General features: G+C 37.7%; 20 protein-coding genes and 2 pseudogenes. 20 read left to right on the plus strand and 2 right to left on the minus strand.

All coding sequences use genetic code 11. The features are described from left to right. From J2Z28_RS27185 to J2Z28_RS27200, 4 genes and pseudogenes are all read left to right on the plus strand, one after another. Positions 1 to 843, plus strand: a pseudogene (locus J2Z28_RS27185) (DUF5704 domain-containing protein); the annotation flags it as partial. 92 nt (positions 844 to 935) lie between these two features. Continuing rightward, on the plus strand, positions 936 to 1,307 hold the full coding sequence (locus tag J2Z28_RS27190; RefSeq protein WP_211085279.1) for a WXG100 family type VII secretion target: 372 nt from the start codon (positions 936 to 938) through the stop codon (positions 1,305 to 1,307). Between the two features lie 30 nt (positions 1,308 to 1,337). Next, complete coding sequence (locus J2Z28_RS27195; RefSeq protein WP_342357559.1) at positions 1,338 to 2,102, plus strand: restriction endonuclease fold toxin; 765 nt, start codon at positions 1,338 to 1,340, stop codon at positions 2,100 to 2,102. 22 nt (positions 2,103 to 2,124) lie between these two features. Beyond that, positions 2,125 to 2,532, plus strand: coding sequence for an Imm7 family immunity protein (locus J2Z28_RS27200; protein ID WP_076216989.1), 408 nt, complete (start codon positions 2,125 to 2,127; stop codon positions 2,530 to 2,532). A gap of 100 nt (positions 2,533 to 2,632) precedes the next feature. Here the strand turns inward: J2Z28_RS27200 and J2Z28_RS31880 are convergent. Further along, a pseudogene (locus J2Z28_RS31880) lies at positions 2,633 to 3,180 on the minus strand (IS30 family transposase); the annotation flags it as partial. 166 nt (positions 3,181 to 3,346) lie between these two features. On the opposite strand from J2Z28_RS31880, the gene J2Z28_RS27205 reads away from it, so the two are divergent. The 4 genes from J2Z28_RS27205 to yaaA all read left to right on the plus strand — a co-directional run bounded on the left by J2Z28_RS27205 (position 3,347) and on the right by yaaA (position 6,594). Further along, positions 3,347 to 4,069, plus strand: a complete 723-nt coding sequence (locus tag J2Z28_RS27205; protein ID WP_211085281.1) for a restriction endonuclease — start codon at positions 3,347 to 3,349, stop codon at positions 4,067 to 4,069. Between the two features lie 543 nt (positions 4,070 to 4,612). After that, positions 4,613 to 4,771 carry a hypothetical protein gene (locus tag J2Z28_RS27210; RefSeq protein ID WP_165789856.1) on the plus strand — a complete coding sequence of 53 codons (159 nt, stop codon included), beginning with the start codon at positions 4,613 to 4,615 and terminating at the stop codon, positions 4,769 to 4,771. Continuing rightward, positions 4,749 to 5,627: a prohibitin family protein gene (locus tag J2Z28_RS27215; RefSeq protein ID WP_211085282.1), complete on the plus strand. Its 879-nt coding sequence runs from the start codon at positions 4,749 to 4,751 to the stop codon at positions 5,625 to 5,627. The genes J2Z28_RS27210 and J2Z28_RS27215 overlap by 23 nt, the downstream gene beginning before the upstream one ends. 214 nt (positions 5,628 to 5,841) lie before the next feature. Beyond that, positions 5,842 to 6,594: a peroxide stress protein YaaA gene (yaaA, locus tag J2Z28_RS27220; RefSeq protein WP_211085283.1), complete on the plus strand. Its 753-nt coding sequence runs from the start codon at positions 5,842 to 5,844 to the stop codon at positions 6,592 to 6,594. Positions 6,595 to 6,797: 203 nt separating this feature from the next. On the opposite strand, the gene J2Z28_RS27225 is transcribed toward yaaA, so the two are convergent. Beyond that, the gene (locus tag J2Z28_RS27225) at positions 6,798 to 7,361 is read right to left on the minus strand and encodes a DUF4879 domain-containing protein (protein ID WP_211085284.1); all 564 of its coding nucleotides are present in this window, start codon (positions 7,359 to 7,361) and stop codon (positions 6,798 to 6,800) included. 647 nt (positions 7,362 to 8,008) lie between these two features. Here J2Z28_RS27225 and J2Z28_RS27230 point away from each other — a divergent pair. From J2Z28_RS27230 to J2Z28_RS27285, 12 genes are all read left to right on the plus strand, one after another. Continuing rightward, positions 8,009 to 9,190 carry a WXG100 family type VII secretion target gene (locus J2Z28_RS27230; protein WP_244988565.1) on the plus strand — a complete coding sequence of 394 codons (1,182 nt, stop codon included), beginning with the start codon at positions 8,009 to 8,011 and terminating at the stop codon, positions 9,188 to 9,190. A 19-nt stretch (positions 9,191 to 9,209) separates the two neighbouring features. Beyond that, a complete protein-coding gene (locus tag J2Z28_RS27235) occupies positions 9,210 to 9,665 on the plus strand; it encodes a hypothetical protein (protein WP_211085285.1) in 456 nt (151 codons plus the stop codon). A 249-nt stretch (positions 9,666 to 9,914) separates the two neighbouring features. Next, on the plus strand, positions 9,915 to 10,436 hold the full coding sequence (locus tag J2Z28_RS27240) for a GNAT family N-acetyltransferase (protein ID WP_211085286.1): 522 nt from the start codon (positions 9,915 to 9,917) through the stop codon (positions 10,434 to 10,436). A 783-nt stretch (positions 10,437 to 11,219) separates the two neighbouring features. Beyond that, entirely contained in the window at positions 11,220 to 12,119 is a 900-nt protein-coding gene (locus J2Z28_RS27245) for a hypothetical protein (RefSeq protein WP_211085287.1), read from the plus strand. A gap of 56 nt (positions 12,120 to 12,175) precedes the next feature. Continuing rightward, positions 12,176 to 12,721: a hypothetical protein gene (locus J2Z28_RS27250; RefSeq protein WP_211085288.1), complete on the plus strand. Its 546-nt coding sequence runs from the start codon at positions 12,176 to 12,178 to the stop codon at positions 12,719 to 12,721. A gap of 115 nt (positions 12,722 to 12,836) precedes the next feature. Beyond that, positions 12,837 to 13,826: a CBASS cGAMP-activated phospholipase gene (locus J2Z28_RS27255; RefSeq protein WP_211085289.1), complete on the plus strand. Its 990-nt coding sequence runs from the start codon at positions 12,837 to 12,839 to the stop codon at positions 13,824 to 13,826. Then, complete coding sequence (locus J2Z28_RS27260; protein WP_211085290.1) at positions 13,826 to 14,791, plus strand: CBASS cGAMP synthase; 966 nt, start codon at positions 13,826 to 13,828, stop codon at positions 14,789 to 14,791. Before J2Z28_RS27255 ends, J2Z28_RS27260 begins: the two co-directional genes overlap by 1 nt. After that, positions 14,775 to 16,532 (plus strand): ThiF family adenylyltransferase, encoded by a 1,758-nt coding sequence (locus tag J2Z28_RS27265; RefSeq protein ID WP_211085291.1) that lies wholly within the window; start codon positions 14,775 to 14,777, stop codon positions 16,530 to 16,532. The genes J2Z28_RS27260 and J2Z28_RS27265 overlap by 17 nt, the downstream gene beginning before the upstream one ends. A 12-nt stretch (positions 16,533 to 16,544) precedes the next feature. Further along, positions 16,545 to 17,015 carry a Mov34/MPN/PAD-1 family protein gene (locus tag J2Z28_RS27270; protein ID WP_211085292.1) on the plus strand — a complete coding sequence of 157 codons (471 nt, stop codon included), beginning with the start codon at positions 16,545 to 16,547 and terminating at the stop codon, positions 17,013 to 17,015. 578 nt (positions 17,016 to 17,593) lie between these two features. Beyond that, positions 17,594 to 18,220, plus strand: a complete 627-nt coding sequence (locus J2Z28_RS27275; RefSeq protein ID WP_211085293.1) for a Cap15 family cyclic dinucleotide receptor domain-containing protein — start codon at positions 17,594 to 17,596, stop codon at positions 18,218 to 18,220. Continuing rightward, entirely contained in the window at positions 18,213 to 18,581 is a 369-nt protein-coding gene (locus J2Z28_RS27280; RefSeq protein ID WP_211085294.1) for a mCpol domain-containing protein, read from the plus strand. Before J2Z28_RS27275 ends, J2Z28_RS27280 begins: the two co-directional genes overlap by 8 nt. A gap of 523 nt (positions 18,582 to 19,104) precedes the next feature. Then, positions 19,105 to 19,386, plus strand: coding sequence for a DUF6809 family protein (locus J2Z28_RS27285; RefSeq protein WP_053061616.1), 282 nt, complete (start codon positions 19,105 to 19,107; stop codon positions 19,384 to 19,386). Positions 19,387 to 19,436 lie beyond the last annotated feature (50 nt).

Raw genomic sequence — 19,436 nt, forward strand, 5'->3', positions numbered from 1 at the left:
CAGAATGTGGCTGTGAAGACGGGATATCACTTTAAGTTTGATTTCAAAACCAAGGGCAATATGTTCGGGTCCAGAGACGGCATTCGCCTGACTCCAACCTTTGATTTTGTCAGCAAAGACGGGAAAACACGCGTGCCGGTAGATCTGTATTACTCGACGAACCAGCGAAGTTTTATTCGTATTGGTTCAGCAGAGGATCAAGTCAAGCGGTTTGTCATTCTCAATGATCGGTTACGTCAAGTACCTTCGGAACAGCTACGAGATACGGCGACCTATAAATATAATCGCTATGGCGAAATTCATCCAGGGATGATGAGTGAACGTACGTATCAGGAGTATTACCGGGATAAATTTACGAAAATGAAAACCCCTGTAGGCGGATACAGTCTATTGCTGATGCCGGAGCAATTACGTACGTTTATCGGACCCAAAACGAATATTCCGACGAACGCAAGTGCGGATGTACTTCGTGCAAATGCGGCCATTCAGCAGTGGTATGGAGAGTATAGTCTACCCGCCGAGCCTTACGTGGTTCAAGCAGGAACCAATCTGGCCGAGTATGGGCGTACCCATGGTGGTTTGGATGCAAAGTCACCGATCTTCCTGAAAAATGGTTATATCGTGGTCAACTTTAATTTAGAGTCGATCCAGGAAGGGAACCTAGGGGCTCCGCATCTGCAATATATCCATGCACCGCTGATGAACCAATGGTTGCTGGAAGGATTTCAGCGTCAAGTCGAAGATAGCTACGGCAACTCGTTCACTTTAAGGGACGGAGATGTGGTGTTCTACCATGCCGATCGTTCCAGCCGAGATGATTTCAGTGCACAGGTGCCACATTAATAAAACAAGCACGAAATATGCCGAACGTTTAGAACACAATAGGTTGAGATAAGGAAGACATAGAGTCCGGCAATGGACAGATGGAGAACGCGATGAGTAGAATACAAGTAACCCCGGAGCGTTTGTTTGAAGCCTCACGAGAGGTTGAACGGACTCGCGCGCGAATGGGAGATACACGCGAGGAACTGGTTCGATTGATCCGCTGGATGGAATCAATGTGGTCCGGGATGGTGCGAGAACGGTTTTTAGAACGATTTGAAGAAACCCAGCCCCGCATGATCGAAACGCTGGAGCATTTGACCCACATCGCGAAGGAACTTCGAGACATTGGTGTCCGTTTTCAACAGGCAGATGAGATGAGCGGGGCAGCAGTGGCAGGTACCGTAGCTACGATGTCGATTGGCGTGAAAGCAACGAATAGTCCTAGCAATAAAGGATATCGAATGGTGTATAATTCTCAGTAGCATATGTGGCTACCGGTTAATGAGAAGGGCGTGACAGATCAGGCAGCCCTTCAGGCGTTTGAAAAGGATAAGGGTAATTTAGATATTAGTACCTTGAATCAAGGCCCTGGTCCTGTCGAACCAATAGATCAGGATTTGATCCAATTACAGATTGAAGCACTGGAGTTGCGGGTTAACCCGTTTACGGGAGAGCCTGTCACGGACTCTTACGCCAAGATGATGATCGCATCTCTGAAATGGAGCCAAATCGTAGGCGGGATCGGGCTGGTCGTTGGAAGTGCGAAAGGCAGCAAAGGTCCATATAAAGGTCGCGGAACCAGTACAGCATTGGACAAAGTGAAGCAAACGATTCGGGAAGCGAAGGTGAAGAGAGATAAGTCAACAAACAGTGGTGTTGCTGGAGTCGCTCATGACAATTCTAAACTAATTAAAGGTAAAGGTGTCTACACTCAGTATTCAGGTGGGCTAAAACAGGCGAGCAAAGAAGATGCAGGTGCGGATTTGCTTGCAAAAAAACTTGGTGGACAGTCTCGAATGATTTTTAATAATGACCCCAAAGGCCGAGAGTTTGATACCGTGTCTGACATGTATATTGGTCAGACTAAGACTTCGATGAATAGTCTGAGTTCTCAATTTAGGGAACAGGCAAAGGCAACTATTGAGGCTGCTATTGAAACGGGGAGAAAAGCATACTTTCATTTTGAGAGAGCACCTGCTGATAAAGTAATTAGGCAATTAAGAGAATATGAGAAAAGATACGAGGTTGAGATTATCATCGATATCTCGCCATTTTAAAGAAAATTTGAGAGGTGAAATTATGTATCAATATCATGGTTGGGCTGTCATTTTAGAAAATACTGGTGATGGTGAGACAAGTAATGAAAGAGTAAACATTGTTTTTGAAACGGTTAAAAATTATATCGAAAGTTTAAAGCCGAGTGTAGATGTGTTAGATGTGAAAGCGATAAACGGACAATATCATCTTTGGATGACAGGACTATGGAATCGCGAGCCTTCACTAAAGTTTACTCCTGTAGAAATAATGAAGAATGTAGGGAGTATCGCGCCTGGTTCTTATGGGATGCTCTATGTATTTAATGATGAGCATCCTGAATATTTTAATGAATTCAGTGTATACGTTCTTTCGAGAGGGCGCTTGGAACAGAAGTACGATCCATTCTTATCTCCATTAATACCAGTGGTAGCTGATGATTCTGAATTTTAAAATTAAGATAGGGTAGGAAGTTATTTCTTTATATTTGATGAATTGTCAAACAAGTTCGACAGTTCCTCTGTGAAAGATTCGTGAGAGATCTCCAAACCCGAGCATTTTTGTTGAATCCATGTTGCCAGGATGAATACGGATCAGCAAAATAAAAGTACAGGCCATGGGTGGTTTCTAGATTGGCATAGCAAGCAAAAGCAAACTCCATGCCTCGGTCAGCTATAACCGTGAGGAATGTCCCTCTGGGGTAATGTGAGATAGACACCAAGAGCTATCTCCATGGAAAATGGGGTACGATTTGGCAGGGAATAATAGTGTATAAACTCGTTTTTATTTTCATTGAGTGTGGCTACGCAGCCTTTACTTTTCCCACGACCTGATACGATGGTATCCAGTTCCGAATATCCAAATGTTTCACGGGAGCGTACTTCTTATGGACGATCCGAAATGGTTCTGGCAATCTTAGATTTACCGTGAGTTCTGCTGGTTTCTGACGCCTTCCCTTGTGCCGAAGGACCTTTAATGTGACGTGAACGGGACGTCCTGTATAGATCCAGCGATAGATGGTTTTAAGGAGAATACAGGCAGACTATCAGCACGGTAACGTTCGGTGATTCGTTCTGGAGACCACGATACCCTCAGTTTTTTCTAGTGAAGCAGCCAAAGTATCTGGAAATTTATCGGAGAAGCATTAGACATTTATCAAAATATGATTTTGGTAAGATTTTTGCAGGAATCTGAAGATGGATTATAAATTGAATATTTATCTATTTCCTTTTTTAAGAATGTATAAAGTAGGTTTGGAGGAAGAGATATGGCAAGAAGAAAAAGTAAGGCGAAACAGGAAGCAGAACTTTTTCAGGGACTAGCTGGCTTGGCTATGTTGGGAGGCACTGCGGGTACATATTCATTAACAAATTCATGGAAAGTTTCAATATGTGTTGGAGTTCTTGGAGTTATAGGTGTGATTTCATTAATGGTTAGTCTTCAACGTAAACGAATGAAGCGTTTAAAGAGGTCGGGAATCGCAGAGATTGATCAAATGGATGGATTCCAATTCGAACAGTATCTTGGGCATCTTTTTCGTTCTCAAGGCTATAAGGCCGAGGTTACGAAAGCAATTGGTGATTTTGGAGCTGACTTAATCTTAGTCAAAGAGGGAAAGCGAATTGCAGTTCAAGCGAAACGCTACAGTAAAAATGTAGGGATCAAGGCGGTCCAAGAAGCACAGTCCTCTATTGCGCATTATGGAACAGATGAAGCATGGGTTGTTTCTAATAGTGAGTACACTTCAGCTGCGTATGAACTTGCAAAGTCCAACAAAGTGAGATTAATAAACAGAGAGATTTTAATTGAGATGGTGCTAGCCATGAAAGATCGGGGAGTTGTTACTATAGAGGCTTTCTCTGAAATACCTATAAACCAAAACACTTGTCCAGAATGTGGGAACAATCTTGTTAAACGTTCCGGTTCAAGAGGGGATTTTTTTGGATGCAATAGTTTCCCTAAATGTCGTCACACTGCACCAATGAAATGACTATAGGGAGCGAGATTTTACAATAGAGAAACACATTGAAGTATAGTGAATAACTTCAACATTATGTTTATTTTTGAAGTTAAACTAAAAATACATCCAACAATGTGGGCGTCCTGGATGCTATTTTTGGCTTTTCTCATTTTAAGATTTGCAAGCTGGAATGTATTCCTTGTTGAGCGATGAAGTTGAGCTAGATTACTTCTGGATCGTGAAAGTTTTTTCAGAAGAGAAGTCGGCAGAGAGTACTTATGTATTTATATATTCAAGAGGGACAGTAGCCTGCTGTAAAATGGTTTGTAAATTTTGGTTCGTATAGGGCACACACTCGTAAAATGCCATCAACCATTTGATGGCTCTTTTTTTTTTTTGTAAGACTAAGGTTGTCTTAATCGGAATATGTATGTACCTACAGAGGTCTATATGAAGTGACGTTGAATATCCTTGAAACCGAATACGAATTTACAAAGTATATATAAATGAGGATATAATTAGTTACCATTTATAAATTTGTACTCGGTTACATCCATAGAGGGGAGGACGGATATGCCATTTATTGGGGGAATCATTTTAATTTTTATCCTAGCATTTATTCTATGGTCATTAATGTTCCCGCTATTCAATAAAATAGGTAGTAGAATTTTGAAGAAATACAATAAATTCAAACAAGAGGAGAATGGTGATGAAAAATTCAAAGACGTTTAGGGTAGGGGCAATTGCGGTTGCATTAGTTATTATTGTGGGAGTGCTAATGGTGACCTTCTTTTTAACACGAATTCCTAATGGATATGTTGGGGTCGTTTATTCACCAAATGGAGGCGTAAAAGATAGCACACTGAGTCAAGGGTGGAAACTCGTTGGAGCGTTTGATAAAGTGACGAAATATCCGATCCGAATTCAAACGGTGGAATACAGAGATATTCAAATTGCTACTTCTGACGGGAAAAACATCACAATCGATTTTGCCTACAACTACCAAGTAGAACCAAGTAAAGTATCTTCTATATTCAATACATTTGGGCCAATTAGCATTCAAGAAATTGAGGATACATATCTCAAAACACGTTTCCGTGACGCAGCTCGTAAGGGGATTTCCAAGTTTACAGTCATTGATGTTTATGGTGAAAAGTCATCCGAAGCAGGAGTAGACGTGCAACAACGTTTTTCTGATGACGTTAAAGATTTAGGCTTTATTGTATCCAACGTTACTGTAGGTGTTCCTCAACCTGATGCTAAGACTCAGGAAGCAATCGATAAGCGTGTCGAAGCTTCTCAAGAACTGGAACGTAAAACGACTGAACTTGAGATCGCCAAGAAAGAAGCAGATCGTAAGCGCGTGGAAGCGCAAGGTAATGCAGACAAACTATTGATCGAAGCAGAAGGTCAAGCTAAAGCAAACAAAGAGCTTCAACAATCTTTATCGAGTCAACTCGTTGAATATGAAACCATCAAGAAATGGGATGGAGCACTTCCATATGTAAGTGGGTCAAATACGCCAATGATTCAATTGCCGACTACAAAAACAGAGCAAAATAGCGGCACGGGGAGCGTATCTCCCTAATAGCGGTTTGAGTTGCACGCCTAGCTTTCTCACCAATTGAATGTGTTGAATTCTAATGAACAAGCCGGTCCAATCGTGGGCTGACTTGTTCATTTTGAGTCTTTTCAAAGGTACTATGAGGGATTTAGTTAAGCCTTGGCATTGGATTCGCCTGTCCAATCCTGTACAATGGATAACGACAAAAACAACGGTAGATTAAGGATGGATTAGCACGATGAGAATTATCATATCACCAGCTAAAAAGATGAAGATTGATACCGATCTTATGGCTATCTCACAGATGCCGCAGTTTATAAACGAGTCAGAACAGCTATTGCGTTTGCTTCAAGAGTTATCCTATGACGAACTCAAAGCGATGTGGAAGTGTAACGATGCAATCGCCGAACAGAACGTGGAGCGGATTCGGAATATGAATATAAAGGAAAATCTTACACCAGCCATCTATGCCTATGAGGGTATTCAGTATCAATATATGGCTCCGGGTGTTTTTCAAAATGAGGAATTAGAGTATCTTCAGCAGCATTTACGCATATTATCCGGTTTTTATGGCATGTTGCGGCCTTTGGATGGGGTTACCCCTTATCGGTTGGAGATGCAGGGCAAGCTGCAAGGTCCAGGCTTTAAAACGCTCTATCAATTCTGGGGTAGCAAACTCGCAGATCAGCTTCAGTCTGAAAGCAACTACATTCTGAATCTAGCTTCGAAAGAGTATAGCAAAAATATTCTGCCGTTTCTGAGTGAGGAAACCCGGTTCATTACATGTGTATTCGGACAAATGGTCAATGGGAAGCTTGTTGAAAAGGCAACCTGGGCCAAGATGGCCAGAGGTGAAATGGTACGTTATATGGCAGAACATAGGATTACAGATGTGAAGGACGTAAAAAACTTTGATCGGTTGAATTTCGCTTTTTCAGAAGAACGATCCGACGAAAGTACTTATGTATTCATACAAGCAGAGGGCAAGTAGCCTGCTGTGCAACGGTGGATTCCTATACAAATTCGGCCCTTTAAGGTCACAATGAGAAAAGACGCAGGGGATGTATATCCCTGCGCCTGATCAAGAATTAAATCCATGTCCAAAGCTGATGAGCTTTTGGGCTTACTTTCCGTATTCCTCAGGATAGAACCAGGATAGCGAATTCCTCCAATGTTCATATTACATCCTTCAGGTTAACGAACATTAATCCAAGCGGTCCACTGTGTTGGAATATTAATGGAATAGACTGTACCTACAAATTGTCCCCCTGTAGTAGGCGCTTCATAAACCCAAGAATAGGCCCAAGCATCTACGACACGGTCGCCGTCCAGATCAATAGCTTCAGACCAGTTGTTAGTCATTGTATTACCGGCGAGTTTGCCGTAGTGACTGCTGTCATAACCGATCTGGAAAGTAATACACTGAATCCAAGCACCACCGTGATCATTGGTCGTGGAGAGCGGGTTGTTATTGAAGCCGTAAATTTCTTGACCGCCATTAGGAGATACGACACCATATACATTAATGTGAGATACTTTCGGAGCAGGCGCAAACAGAACTGGACCACCCGCATTATCAGCCTTCTGCGATTCAAATTCAGCCTTAGCCGCTTTCACAGCTTCACGGAATTCTTTGGAGTTAATAATTTCTTCCTTTGTCATAGGTTTGGCTTGAGTCACATCACCATCTGCATAAGCAGCTACATTAAATGAAAGCACTAGAACAAGAATAAGAGCTAAACTAATCAATTTTCTCATAGCAATAAATTCCACCTTTCTTTTTATGGGTATTCTTTAACAAAAACATGCGGTTACGACAAATAGACCTGCTTGCAGCTTAAAGCCTCATGCCCTCCTCTCTTTTAAAGATGGTTCTTCCCCATTTTTCTTTACTGAAAAAGAAATTAAGGAGGTAGAACTCTACAGGCTAGAAAACTCTATGAAGTAGGAATGTATATGTAAAATGAATGCCTGCCAATGATTATGTGTTGCAGACAAAATGTAAAACTCATTTATACGCATTGATATCTTAGTTATGTTAGGCTCTGATACCCATCTTGATAATATAAGATTCCAAAATAAATATTTAAATTGTAATATATTCCATTTATACAAACATATAGTACACCTAATCATCCGCACGAGTCAAGTTTCTTCATTAATACTATGATTTGTTAAAGTTTTCGGCTTGTCGTAGTAAAATGCCACAGTATCCTGTAGTCGTAAAAGGAAAACCCTCTGGAACATGTATACACCTACATAGAGATCGTATGGGGCTGAGGGACGGATATAAATCATTCTGAGCGTGGATTCATGCAGTGAAATCAGGAGGTTAGCCGGATATAATTGCCATTAAACTTCTGCTAACATAGTTTTATCATATATTAGATGAGCGGTGAAAATGGATGAATACCATTAAAGTTACCCCTGAACAGTTACATCACGTATCGAATCAGGTGGATCAGGCGAGACAACAATTGGAACATATACGGGAGGATCTCACAAGACAGATCATGTTCCTTCAGCAGATGTGGCTAGGTGTGACGCAGGAGCGTTTTTATGATGAGTTTGTACGGTCACGTCCTTTATTGCAGAGGGCGCTGGAAAGTATGGTGAACACCTCTAAGGAATTAAAGGATATTGCCACGCGATTTGAGAATGTCGATGCTGAAAAAGTGAGTCTTGGCAGTGCTGTTGGTGCTCTAGGTGCGGGAGTAATGATGGAGACCTCAAGATATTATGCCGGTTCGGATGATAAGGGCTACCGGATGGCACAAGTCAATATGTTTGGGAAGCTGATGTGGATGCCTGTGAATGAGAATGGTGTTACGGATCAGGCAGCCCTTCAGGCATATAAGAAGGATCAGGGGCATTTGGATTTTAATCGGATGCAAGCTACGGATGCTGAAGCGCCAGGGGAAGATATTTATGCGATGCAGATCAAAGCTTTTGAAAATGGAATTCATCCCTTCACAGGCGAGCCTGTATCCGATAAGTATGCTCAGATGATGTTGACTTCTCTGAAGTTCAGCCAGCTATTTATGGCATTTCAGATGGTTCGCGGGAGTATGCCGGGTGGCAAAGGGCCTTTTCGGTTGCCTTCTTCTCATCCAGCAGTGGCGAAGATTAAAAAGAATTTGGAAGCGGCTGAAGCAAGGAAAGCGAATGCGTACCAGAGTAGTTGGAAAATCAATGAATTAAAGAATACTGAGGTTTTTAAAAAAGGAACTACAAGTAATGCATTGAATCATATCTTCGAGGGTGAAATAATAAAGGGACAAGCGGTTGGATTTCATTATGAAGGTATGCCAAATACCAAAGGGAAAGTTGTTGGAAATATTGATCCTCCTAATGAGTATGGTGTGTATAGAGCCAATGTAGAGGTAGATGGAATACTAAAAAAAGCGAAGACCACGTTTTTTTCGAAAGATTGGACACCACAACAAGTAATTGATGAGATAAATATAGCTTTCGATAACAAAGTTCTTTTCAAAAATAATAGATATAGAGGGACTTCCAGTACAGGAGTGACTATCGAATTTGTTATAAAAAATGAGAAAATCACATCGGCTTATCCGTTGTATTAAGAAGATTGGAGATACGAACATGATTAAATACAGGTATACAATCGAATATAAAGAAGATTTCAACGAAGTTATCGTGGACTTAGGCATTGATTCATCATTAAAGAATGGTTATCTGATTAGTAATTCTTTGGGATCGGATATATTTGGAGACTTCGCCACGATCCAGGAAGAGATCGGAAACTTAATCGAATTATTTAAAGGGGAAATAACGTTATACGAGGGTGGAGGGAATGTGAACTTAATAAAATCTGACAAGTCTTTTACAACTTTTGAAGATATCTTTGCAGAAGAAGATGAAGAGGACAGTACATGTGAAATTGAGACATTAGAATATGTAAAGATACTATTGCTATGGGCAAAAGAGAACTTTCAGTATAAAAACCAGCGAGGTGTTATTTTGAAAGAAGAAGCGGAATTAGCATTAGAGTGGATAAACAAAAAATATACTGAGATCTGTGAGGTTGAGAGTCAATAATCGCAAATGAGAGTCGACCATGCTGTTCGTTTATTAGAAACGATTAATGTTGAGTTTGAAGATTTTTCTGTTGCTCTTTTCAAAAATTCCAGAAAAACAGAAAAACGTCAGGGTGAATAGATGTGATGCAGCAAAAAAACAACCAACAAGAACTGATCGAGCAATTGAATTCAAATCGTGGTTCAGATTATAGTTTACAGAAGAAGTTTTGGAGTATTTAGCATTAAAATTGATTGGAGGAAAGAATTCATGAATGTAGTAATCGAGAGGTTAAAAGAAACAGATATTGAAAGCTTGTATGAATTTGAAGTTGGAAACAGAACTTTTTTCGAGGAAATGGTACCGTCTCGAGGAAATGATTATTACAAGCCTGAGGTTTTTAAAGCAAAGAATGAATCTCTGCTTGATGAACAAGCTAAAGGACTTTCCTTTTTTTATTTAATAAAAGATGAAAATAATTCTATTCTTGGAAGAATAAATATAGTTAATATTGATGATTTCAATAAAATAGGATTTCTCGGCTATAGAGTGGGACAAATTCACACTGGAAAAGGTGTTGCTAAAAAAGCATTAAAATTATTACTCAGTACAATAGTTGATTTAGATATAAAAGAAATTAAGGCAAAAACAACCACCAACAATATAGCATCTCAAAAAGTTTTAGAGCAAAACGGATTCGAGCATACAGAAACTAATGATAAAGAATTTGAATTGAATGGGCAAATGTTAAAATTTATCAATTATAGATGGATGAATAAACCACTATTTTAATGACCAATCTGGCGCAGCTCTCTATTTTTATAACAATAAGACGTATACAAATGAAGGAGAGTTTTTTATACAACGCTGAATATTAATCATAGGTCATATAAAGGGGACAATGTATCCTTATTGATTTTCCATATTCACAGCATTAGTAGCCCAAGTACTGATTTTTATTATCACGAAGATTTAGGTCTAGATCCTAACGTATCACTATGCCAAATCGGGCACATTGAGGATATCTACGGTAATTAAGAGTTAATACTTCATTTTATTTATTTCCAGCAGGGTGTCGCACTTCATATTACAATCCGTCAATTGTAAAGAAAAAAATATATTGATTATATCATTTGGTGAAAACAACAAGTGAGGCTTAATTTAAGCATACAATGCTACTTGACAATTTTTTCGATGTATCATTGTTCCTAAAGATGCCAGCTTGTCTCAGTTTGATTATTTAATGTAGATGATGATTACCCGATTTATGTGTTTATAATCGGAAAAGGAATTCGAAGATAATATCTTACCTAAGATAAGGCATCATTTGAGACGTGCTAATTTAGATGGGAAGTGAACGAAGATATATCGAGGTTATCAAGATGCTACCTGATCGAGTGGAAGCAGAAGCTACACTGTCATTATTCAGAAGTGCTTTAAAGAGTTTGAAACTGGGCTTCTTGATAAAAAAATGTTCATGTTAAACTAAAAAGGTTTGTTGCTCATGTGAAGTAGTTTCCGCATAATAAGTTAACTTAACAAATGGTTAAAATATCTAGAAAAGAAGATGATCTTATGGTCTCTATCAAGTTTCCCCCTAAGTACACTCTTGGTAATTTTTTTGACGTATGTCAACTGATTAATAGATACCAATACAGAATAGAAGATGAAGGTTCTTTAAGGTTAGATTTAAGTGAGATTACATTTATTGATCCGTTTGGAATGGTGACGCTACTTAGTATAGGTAGACACATTTTTAACACATATGGTTTCCAAATAATAATTAAACTTCCAGAAGGTGAAGCTGGTTCATACATGAATCGTGCAGGACTTGATTCACTTATTGATGATTTTATAACAGTCGAACGTTCTAAAGTGAATATAATGAACTTCTTAAGGAAAAACGAAAACATGGGAGTACTTAAATATTTTGATTCTGAGAAAGATATAATGCAAATCAATAACGAGTTTGAAAGTTGGATGAAAAACCATAATTTTACTGAGTATGAAATAAACAATTTAACCACGTTTGTTTCTGAAATGATACAAAATGTATGTCAACATAGTAAAACAAAACAAAAGGGAATAGTTTGCATTCAAGCTTACGTCAGCAAAAAAGGAGTTCCTTTTTTATCTTGGGCAATTGGTGATACCGGAATCGGTATACGTGAAAGTCTAATACAGTCCGGCGTAAAGGGAATCGCTTCAATGACAGATGAAAGAGTGTTAAGAGAAGTGTTAACAAAGGGCTTGTCCCGGCATCAAGATGACATTACGCGTGGTAATGGACTACATCGTTTATATCAAGGAGCACAGAAAAGAAAAGCCTCTCTTTTTATTCAATCTAATTCAGGTTTATTCGGCGTACATTCAGAGAACAATGAGCGATCAAAAGTAGAAACACGAGTGCCTTGGACTCTCTATGGAACTAACATTGGTTTTAATCTTGAAGGACAACACTTGACAAGTCAGTGAAACACTTGATATATTGATTTTACTGTTTCACGTAAGCAGATGAAGGAGAATGAAGTATGGAACGCTTTGAAGTTAATATTGCTCAGACATTCGGAGACAGCTTGTGGGGACGAGAACTCGGTAAATCAGTACGAGATAAGATTGTGGATTCATTCATAAAACAATCTGAAAATGTTTTACTGCTCAATTTTAATGGCGTGAATCGAATTGATTTTTCTTGTGCAAGCGAAATTGTATCAATACTGATTCTGAGATTAGCCGGAGAATTAAAAGGCAGTCATCTTGTTCTCACTGGATTAAGCACATTTGTAGAAGAGAATGTCGATGCAGCATTATACAAAGCAGAATTGTGTAGTCTGTTTCTTATTGATAATGACGAATGGAAATTAATTGGAAAGTTCAGTGATACATTGCAACAAACACTAGCTAAGGTAATTGAACTAGGACAAGCTGATACTCCAACACTTGCTGCGAAATTGAATATTACGGTAACTAGCTGCAACAATCGTTTAAAGACATTGGTGATGTTAGGTCTTGTTAATAAAGAAGAAGTATCATCACCCTCCGGTGGGAAGCAGTACATATATAAATCAATTTTATAATTGATTTATTTTTTTTAGATCTGGTTCATCTCAATTTGTGAATCAGATTAGAGCATAGTTTTTTTAAAAAAAGTAAATGACTTCTTTAATTAATGCACGAAAGGGAGTGGGGGACTTGTTAGATTCAAAGTATAAAATTCTTTCAATTGATGGGGGAGGAATAAAGGGGCTTTACTCCGCTGTTATCTTGGAGCGGTTTGAGCAGAGATATGGTCCTATTCATGAACATTTTAACCTTATTTGTGGAACCTCGACGGGAGGAATCATTGCCTTAGCACTTGCAGCTGGTATCCCAGCTTCAGATATTGTTAAATTTTACACGGACAAAGGACCTGATATTTTTCCATATAAGAATAGATTCGTGCGGAAATTTCATTCTCTTAAATCGGTTCTTTTTTTATCAAAGTATACCAGTGATGAATTAAAGTCTGCAATATCAGAGGTTTTTCAAGAAAAAAGGGTTGGGGATTGTCTTACTCATGTTTTGATACCTGCGGTTAATATTACAACCGGTAAACCTTACGTTTTTAAGTCAGATTATATTCCTAAGTATACTAGAGATAGCGAACGATTGCTCAGTGAAATAGCGCTAGCCACCTCCGCTGCACCAACTTATTTTCCTATAGTCCAACTTGACACGAAGGAGGGCGGACAACAGTTTGTTGATGGGGGATTATTCGCAAATAATCCATCTCTTTATGGTGTTCAAGAATTTTTAGCCAATAAGGTGCATATTGGTTGCGATGATTATCGCCTACTATCAATTTCCTCACTGCATGAAGGTACAACTGTTCCAATTACAAAAAAATTACGCAGACCATTTTGGGGATGGAAGGATGAATTAATTTCTTTAATGATAGACTCTCAGAGTGTTGCAACACATTTTCATGTCAAATATCTTATTGACTCTTGTGGAGGGGAATATGTTCGTATTCCGAGCGCTCAGTTAACAAAGCAGGAACAAAAAAAGATTGAACTGGATATGGCACACCCTTCGTCTATTCAGATCCTGCTAGATAAGGGAAAAGATATGTCCGCAGAATGGATTAATAAGAGTGAAGTAATGCAATTTTTTGATAAAACATCAAAGGAGGCAACCGCCTAATGACAATTTGTCATGATTTATTTACTGAATACCATACAACGATCTACCTGACTTCGGATAAAAAAGAAGAACTCAGAAAATCTAGAAATGCTATTAGAGAAAAGATAAGAAAATATTTTAAGGATGAATTACAACTAACCGTTCCTAAGTTTTATGGGCAAGGATCGTACATGATGAATACGACGATTGTACCCATTGATGGAGAATATGATGTAGATGATGGGGTGTATCTTGAGCATCTTAAGTCTAAAGATGAAGAGGATTGGTCAACACCAACAAAAGTGCATAATTGGATCGTTAATGCGGTTAAAGGTCATACCTCGACACCACCAGAAGATAAAAATACATGTGTTCGTGTTATCTATAAAGCAAACTACCATGTTGATCTGCCTATTTATGTGATGAAAGGAGACCATCCGAAATTAGCACATAAATCGGAAGGATGGATTGATAGCGATCCAAAAAAACTAACAAAATGGTTTAACGATGAAGTTTCTTCCAAGGGAGATCAACTTAAGCGTGTCGTTCGTTACCTTAAGGGATGGAAAGACTTCAAAGAAGGAGATACGAAGCTTCCAAGTGGAATGGTACTCACGATTTTAGCTGCCAATCATTTTGTTTCTGACCATCCTAATGATGATGATAAGGCTTTCATTGAAACAGTGAGAGCTATCAAAAAGGAATTGGATGAATCATTTTCTTTGGTCCGCCCTGTTTTTCCTGATGAGGAACTCATTAATGATTGGTCTGAAACAAAGAAAAATAATTTTTTAAATAAACTTGATAGCCTTATTAAAAAAGGTGACCAAGCGATCGCAGAGTCAGACAAAACTAGTGCTTCAAAAAAATGGATTACTGTCTTTGGCTCACGCTTTCCTGAATACGAGGCTCCGGATTCAGAAGCAAAAGCAGTTTTCAAGTCGACGGCACCAGCAATTTTAGGTAATCATGGACGATCAGCTTAGTTTAGAAACATATTATGATGAAGTGTTACATGTAGTAACACTTCATCTGCTTAAAGAATATGGAGCCGAAGAAGCAAAGAATTTTGACAATCACAATTTTTCACACGTTTATCGTATTCATCAAAATAATGTAGCAATCGATTTGGCAATACCACTTCATTATCCTGATTCATTTCCAGTTGTAAAAATTCCTGATCCATACTATGCAAGAATTTATCCAATTCCTCATTTGGATAATGAACACACATTATGTGTATTTGACTCAGAGGAGGCACATCCTAACCCAGAAAACCCTATTGGGGTTATAGATGCAGTTATTGAACGGGCATTTAATATAATTCAACAGGGATTAAAGAAGGAGAATATTAGCGACTTTTTCGACGAAATCAATGCTTATTGGGCTGAGAATTCTTCTGAGAATATTTTATCACTAATACAAGTCAATGTTTCTGCTCGAGAAGTAAATGTAATAGAATGTGAATTCCCTAATTTAGGTAAGAGGTTATTGGCTGTAGATTCGGTTCCAGAAGGAATCAGATGGGTATCTCAGGCTGGGGGTAAATCCGAATCGACAACCAGAAAAGCGTATTATTTTCCTGTGAGATCTATTGGTGTCCCTCCCTTTCCTAGAACAAACGGACAATTAATGAAGAGAATACAAGAATATTCTCCAGAGATAGTCACACCTTTCATTCAATTTTTAGATCAGTGTAAAAGACCATCTATGATCCTTTTTTCTGTTGAAACTTCTAATGGACGGGTGCTTGGAGCATGGGAGCATCAGGAGCCAAAACAGATAAATCGTGCGGCACACCAAAGTAAACGGAAATTAGAAAGATCAATAGATGGATTTCGAACTGGATATAGGAATGCACGAATTGAAATGAATTTTTTTAAAGATGCAGTTTTAAAGCATTACTCAGTTGTACGGGTCGAAAAGGAAAGACTTGTTACACGAGGGGGAGATGGAGTTCAATCAGGACTAACAAAAGTTGGGATCATTGGTTGTGGATCAATAGGAAGCCAAATTGCAAATAACTTGTGCGATTTGGGTGTTGATCAATTTATGTTTATTGATAAAGACTTATTAACATTTGAAAATATAGCAAGGCATCTTTGTGGTGCAACATATGTAGGTGAAAATAAAGTTGATGCTGTAGGTAAAAGCATTTCTTCTCGGCTACCTTATATTAGATATAACGCATACCATGGTAATATATTAAACATATTACGAAGTAACGAGACCATTCTAAATGGTTGTGATTTAACAATCGTGGCTACTGCTAATTTGCCAACCGAGCTTAGGATAGATGAACTTCAAAGGCTAGGTATTATTGATAAACCGTTGCTCTATGTCTGGGTGGAGCCTTATTTGGCTGCAGCTCACGCGGTCTTCATAAATCCTATGAATCCTGGTTGTTTTAGGGATCTGTTTGATGATATGCATCAATTTAGAGAAACTGTATTAGATAATCCGGGTCAATATGCTATTCGTGAAGCAGGTTGCCAAAGTACTTATGTCCCTTATAGCGTTATCGAAGTGAAGCGATTTATCCACGAACTTATGTTTTTCGTCCAAGAAATATTGGAAGGTAAAATAAAAGATAATATGTTGTTTACGTGGGTGGGTAAAATAAGTTCACAGATAACAACTGGACGCAATGTAAATGACATCTGGTCAGATGTTAAGGATTATAGCGTTGTTATGCATAAATTGATCAGCGAATATATAGAAAAATGAGGTTCTGCAACAATGCTAAGTTATATATTTGAGGATTATGATGTGCAGATTTCTCAATCAGTAGAAGAGATATTTAATATATATCGTCAAAATGATAAGTGGAAAAGTGAGTCAGGTGGGATTTTGTTAGGGAGAGTTTACAGAAATAAAATAATTATCGAAATGGCAAGCGAACCAAATGGTTCTGATAAATCAGGGCGTTATTATTTTTATAGAAATGTTCGACGTGCCCAGAAGATTGTAGAACAATCATGGAAAGATTCTGGAGGTGAGATTGTATACCTGGGTGAATGGCATACTCACCCCGAAGAAGTTCCAACACCCTCATGCACAGACAAGCGACTGATAATAAATATGTTGAGAGACACAAATATGGAAATAGATTTTTTGTTTCTAATTATTGTTGGTATTTCTAATTATTATGTAGCTGTTCAGAAAAAGGGAGACGTTTTAAAAAGTCTTTTTGTCAGAAATGTTGATTAAGTATCTTCATTTTATAGAAATGTTATCAAACAAATTAAGAGAGGGGACCTCTTCGTAGTATAGATGAGGTCTTTTGAATGTTCCGAAAGTTTTTGTTACAAGATTTATTGTAGTATTCCGAAATGAGATGAAATTAGCTATCATAGATTAAAACTACGATATATTAAGTATATTTCTTTTAGCAGTGTGCAACTAAGGTAGTGGGAGACCTCAAGAATACGGCGATTTTATTTCAAGCGCAAATGGTAAATCATTAAATTAAACATCATTAAACTGAGCAAAATTAAAGTTTTGAAGATTACTAATTCTTGCAATCACACATTCCGATAAAAGTGAGTATGGAACACGTGAAAATAAATCCAATTATGAAACACGTGATTTCGATTCACTAGTCTGGAAAAAGTGAAATAGGTGATATCTTTATAGAAAGGCTTACAGTTGGCTGTTTGAAGAGATATCTTACCTTCTTACTTAGGTATGTTTTTTGTTTGTAAAGTCTTTAGGAGTATTTAAAAATGAATTTATTAAAGTGTATACTTAACATAACTAAAAAATACAAATAGAAACCGGAGACTAATATGAACGTAACTATGCTAAATAAAACAATAAAGACATCAATTCTAATTTTTATAGTAGTCTTTTCTACTGTAATGTATTTTATGGAAGGGAATGCTTTGAAATCAATCAGTCCTTCATTCACTGTTGTTGGTTTTATTTGGTTTTTATATTTTAAATTTGCATGGAAACTACCTGTATTTAACTTATTATTTAAAGTACCGAACTTAAATGGTACATGGGTAGGGTCACTTAAAAGTGATTGGTTAGACGATAATGGTAATACTGTGGATGAAATGGATTTTTATATTGTTGTTAAACAGAAGTTTTTAAATCTTCACATTAAAACATTCACAAATAAATATTGCGGTAAATCTTATATTGAAAAAATAGAATTCAAAGAAAAAGAAGATGAGATTATTTTAGCCTACTTTTATGATTCTGATTTGTTAAGCTCAGAAGAAGATCTAAGGCAAGGAGTTGCTGAGTTGATAGTTTTAAATGATGAAGGAAAGACACTTAACGGGAAGTATTGGACTAGAAATAAAACTTCCGGGGTTATAAGTTTGAAGCATTTTGAAAATCAACATTATTCCACATTTGAGCAAATCAAAAATAAATTGCATAAAGGAGGCAGTTCTAATGTATGAATTCTATATTAGATTTGATGCTGATAATATAGGGAATAAAATAGAACATAATTTATTAACTGGAAAAATAAATAAAGCTCAAGAAATTCATGACACTATTCAAAGTTCGATGTTAAACCTAAGAGAAATAATAAAAAGTCATGAAGATTATGTATTACTAATGAGTGGCTGTGACGACATACTTATTGGTACTAATTGTAAAAATATTTTGGAGATAGAGAAGTATGCCAATTTCATTAGATTAACATTCCAAAATTTAAGCAATGAAACATTAAGCACGGGAATAGGAAAATCTATTATAGATTGTCTAGTCAACTTAAGAATAGCGAAAATTTCGGGGAAAAATATTGTTGTTAAGTAATTTGATTTTTCGCATAGAAAGAAATTCGGGATTATTGGGTAGATGTTACAGAATAAACAGCACCAAAAAATCAGATCATGAACCCAATCGCAAAAATGTTAGATAATTTCAATGATCTCCGTCACCAACAATCTTATGTCCACCCCATGGATGTGTTTTTATAATGATGAAGCAAGTTAATGCTAAATCTAAGCAGGTCTGTTTACAGTACCTCTATAGAACGATCAATATAGTTGAGAAGGTTAACTATGGTTTTGCTCCAAATGAACAAGTCATGGAAAGAGTGAACTAAATAAATTAAGGATAAATTCAAGAAGTGAAACTAGTATTAAAGGCCAACACAAATCGAAGTTTTATCTCAATATGGCGGTTCAAAGATTGGCAAGAAGTCTGTATAGTGAAAATGGATATTTTCCTGATAAAACAACATTTGAATCTTAAAGTAATTTCTTTAGCGCATTTCCCGCTAAAATTCTATCTCACCTCATCCCTTGAGTTACAATCTTCCTGAGGTGACCTTACCATGAAGGATAACATGTCAAACCTGATCGAAGATTTGTTTCACGGAAACCTGCGGTTGGACGAGTCGATTCATCCTGAGCACTCCGAATATCAGGAGATCAATCGTCAAATATCAGACCTCATGAAGGGTTACAAAACACAGCTTACCGAGAATCAATACGATGCCTTGGAGCAACTGATAGACTTGATCGGACAATCCACGTCCATGTATGTGGAAGCGGCATTCGAACAAGGTTTTCGCACAGGCGGTAGACTCATCATTGAGGTTTTAGGCAAAACGTGAGTGTGAGTATCTTTCAACCTAGAAGAAAGTAAACAATACACAGCAATTCA

The organism is Paenibacillus xylanexedens (assembly GCF_017874615.1).
Taxonomy (GTDB): Bacteria; Bacillota; Bacilli; order Paenibacillales; family Paenibacillaceae; genus Paenibacillus; species Paenibacillus xylanexedens.

Excerpts from the sequence above, each read along its gene's own strand:
- J2Z28_RS27190 (WP_211085279.1), top strand. The coding sequence starts at position 936 with ATGAGTAGAATACAAGTAACCCCGGAGCGTTTGTTTGAAGCCTCACGA.
- J2Z28_RS27200 (WP_076216989.1), top strand. The coding sequence starts at position 2,125 with ATGTATCAATATCATGGTTGGGCTGTCATTTTAGAAAATACTGGTGAT.
- J2Z28_RS27205 (WP_211085281.1), top strand. The coding sequence starts at position 3,347 with ATGGCAAGAAGAAAAAGTAAGGCGAAACAGGAAGCAGAACTTTTTCAG.
- J2Z28_RS27210 (WP_165789856.1), top strand. The coding sequence starts at position 4,613 with ATGCCATTTATTGGGGGAATCATTTTAATTTTTATCCTAGCATTTATT.
- J2Z28_RS27215 (WP_211085282.1), top strand. The coding sequence starts at position 4,749 with ATGAAAAATTCAAAGACGTTTAGGGTAGGGGCAATTGCGGTTGCATTA.
- yaaA (WP_211085283.1), top strand. The coding sequence starts at position 5,842 with ATGAGAATTATCATATCACCAGCTAAAAAGATGAAGATTGATACCGAT.
- J2Z28_RS27225 (WP_211085284.1), bottom strand. The coding sequence starts at position 7,361 with ATGAGAAAATTGATTAGTTTAGCTCTTATTCTTGTTCTAGTGCTTTCA.
- J2Z28_RS27230 (WP_244988565.1), top strand. The coding sequence starts at position 8,009 with ATGAATACCATTAAAGTTACCCCTGAACAGTTACATCACGTATCGAAT.
- J2Z28_RS27235 (WP_211085285.1), top strand. The coding sequence starts at position 9,210 with ATGATTAAATACAGGTATACAATCGAATATAAAGAAGATTTCAACGAA.
- J2Z28_RS27240 (WP_211085286.1), top strand. The coding sequence starts at position 9,915 with ATGAATGTAGTAATCGAGAGGTTAAAAGAAACAGATATTGAAAGCTTG.
- J2Z28_RS27245 (WP_211085287.1), top strand. The coding sequence starts at position 11,220 with ATGGTCTCTATCAAGTTTCCCCCTAAGTACACTCTTGGTAATTTTTTT.
- J2Z28_RS27250 (WP_211085288.1), top strand. The coding sequence starts at position 12,176 with ATGGAACGCTTTGAAGTTAATATTGCTCAGACATTCGGAGACAGCTTG.
- J2Z28_RS27260 (WP_211085290.1), top strand. The coding sequence starts at position 13,826 with ATGACAATTTGTCATGATTTATTTACTGAATACCATACAACGATCTAC.
- J2Z28_RS27265 (WP_211085291.1), top strand. The coding sequence starts at position 14,775 with ATGGACGATCAGCTTAGTTTAGAAACATATTATGATGAAGTGTTACAT.
- J2Z28_RS27270 (WP_211085292.1), top strand. The coding sequence starts at position 16,545 with ATGCTAAGTTATATATTTGAGGATTATGATGTGCAGATTTCTCAATCA.
- J2Z28_RS27275 (WP_211085293.1), top strand. The coding sequence starts at position 17,594 with ATGAACGTAACTATGCTAAATAAAACAATAAAGACATCAATTCTAATT.
- J2Z28_RS27280 (WP_211085294.1), top strand. The coding sequence starts at position 18,213 with ATGTATGAATTCTATATTAGATTTGATGCTGATAATATAGGGAATAAA.
- J2Z28_RS27285 (WP_053061616.1), top strand. The coding sequence starts at position 19,105 with ATGAAGGATAACATGTCAAACCTGATCGAAGATTTGTTTCACGGAAAC.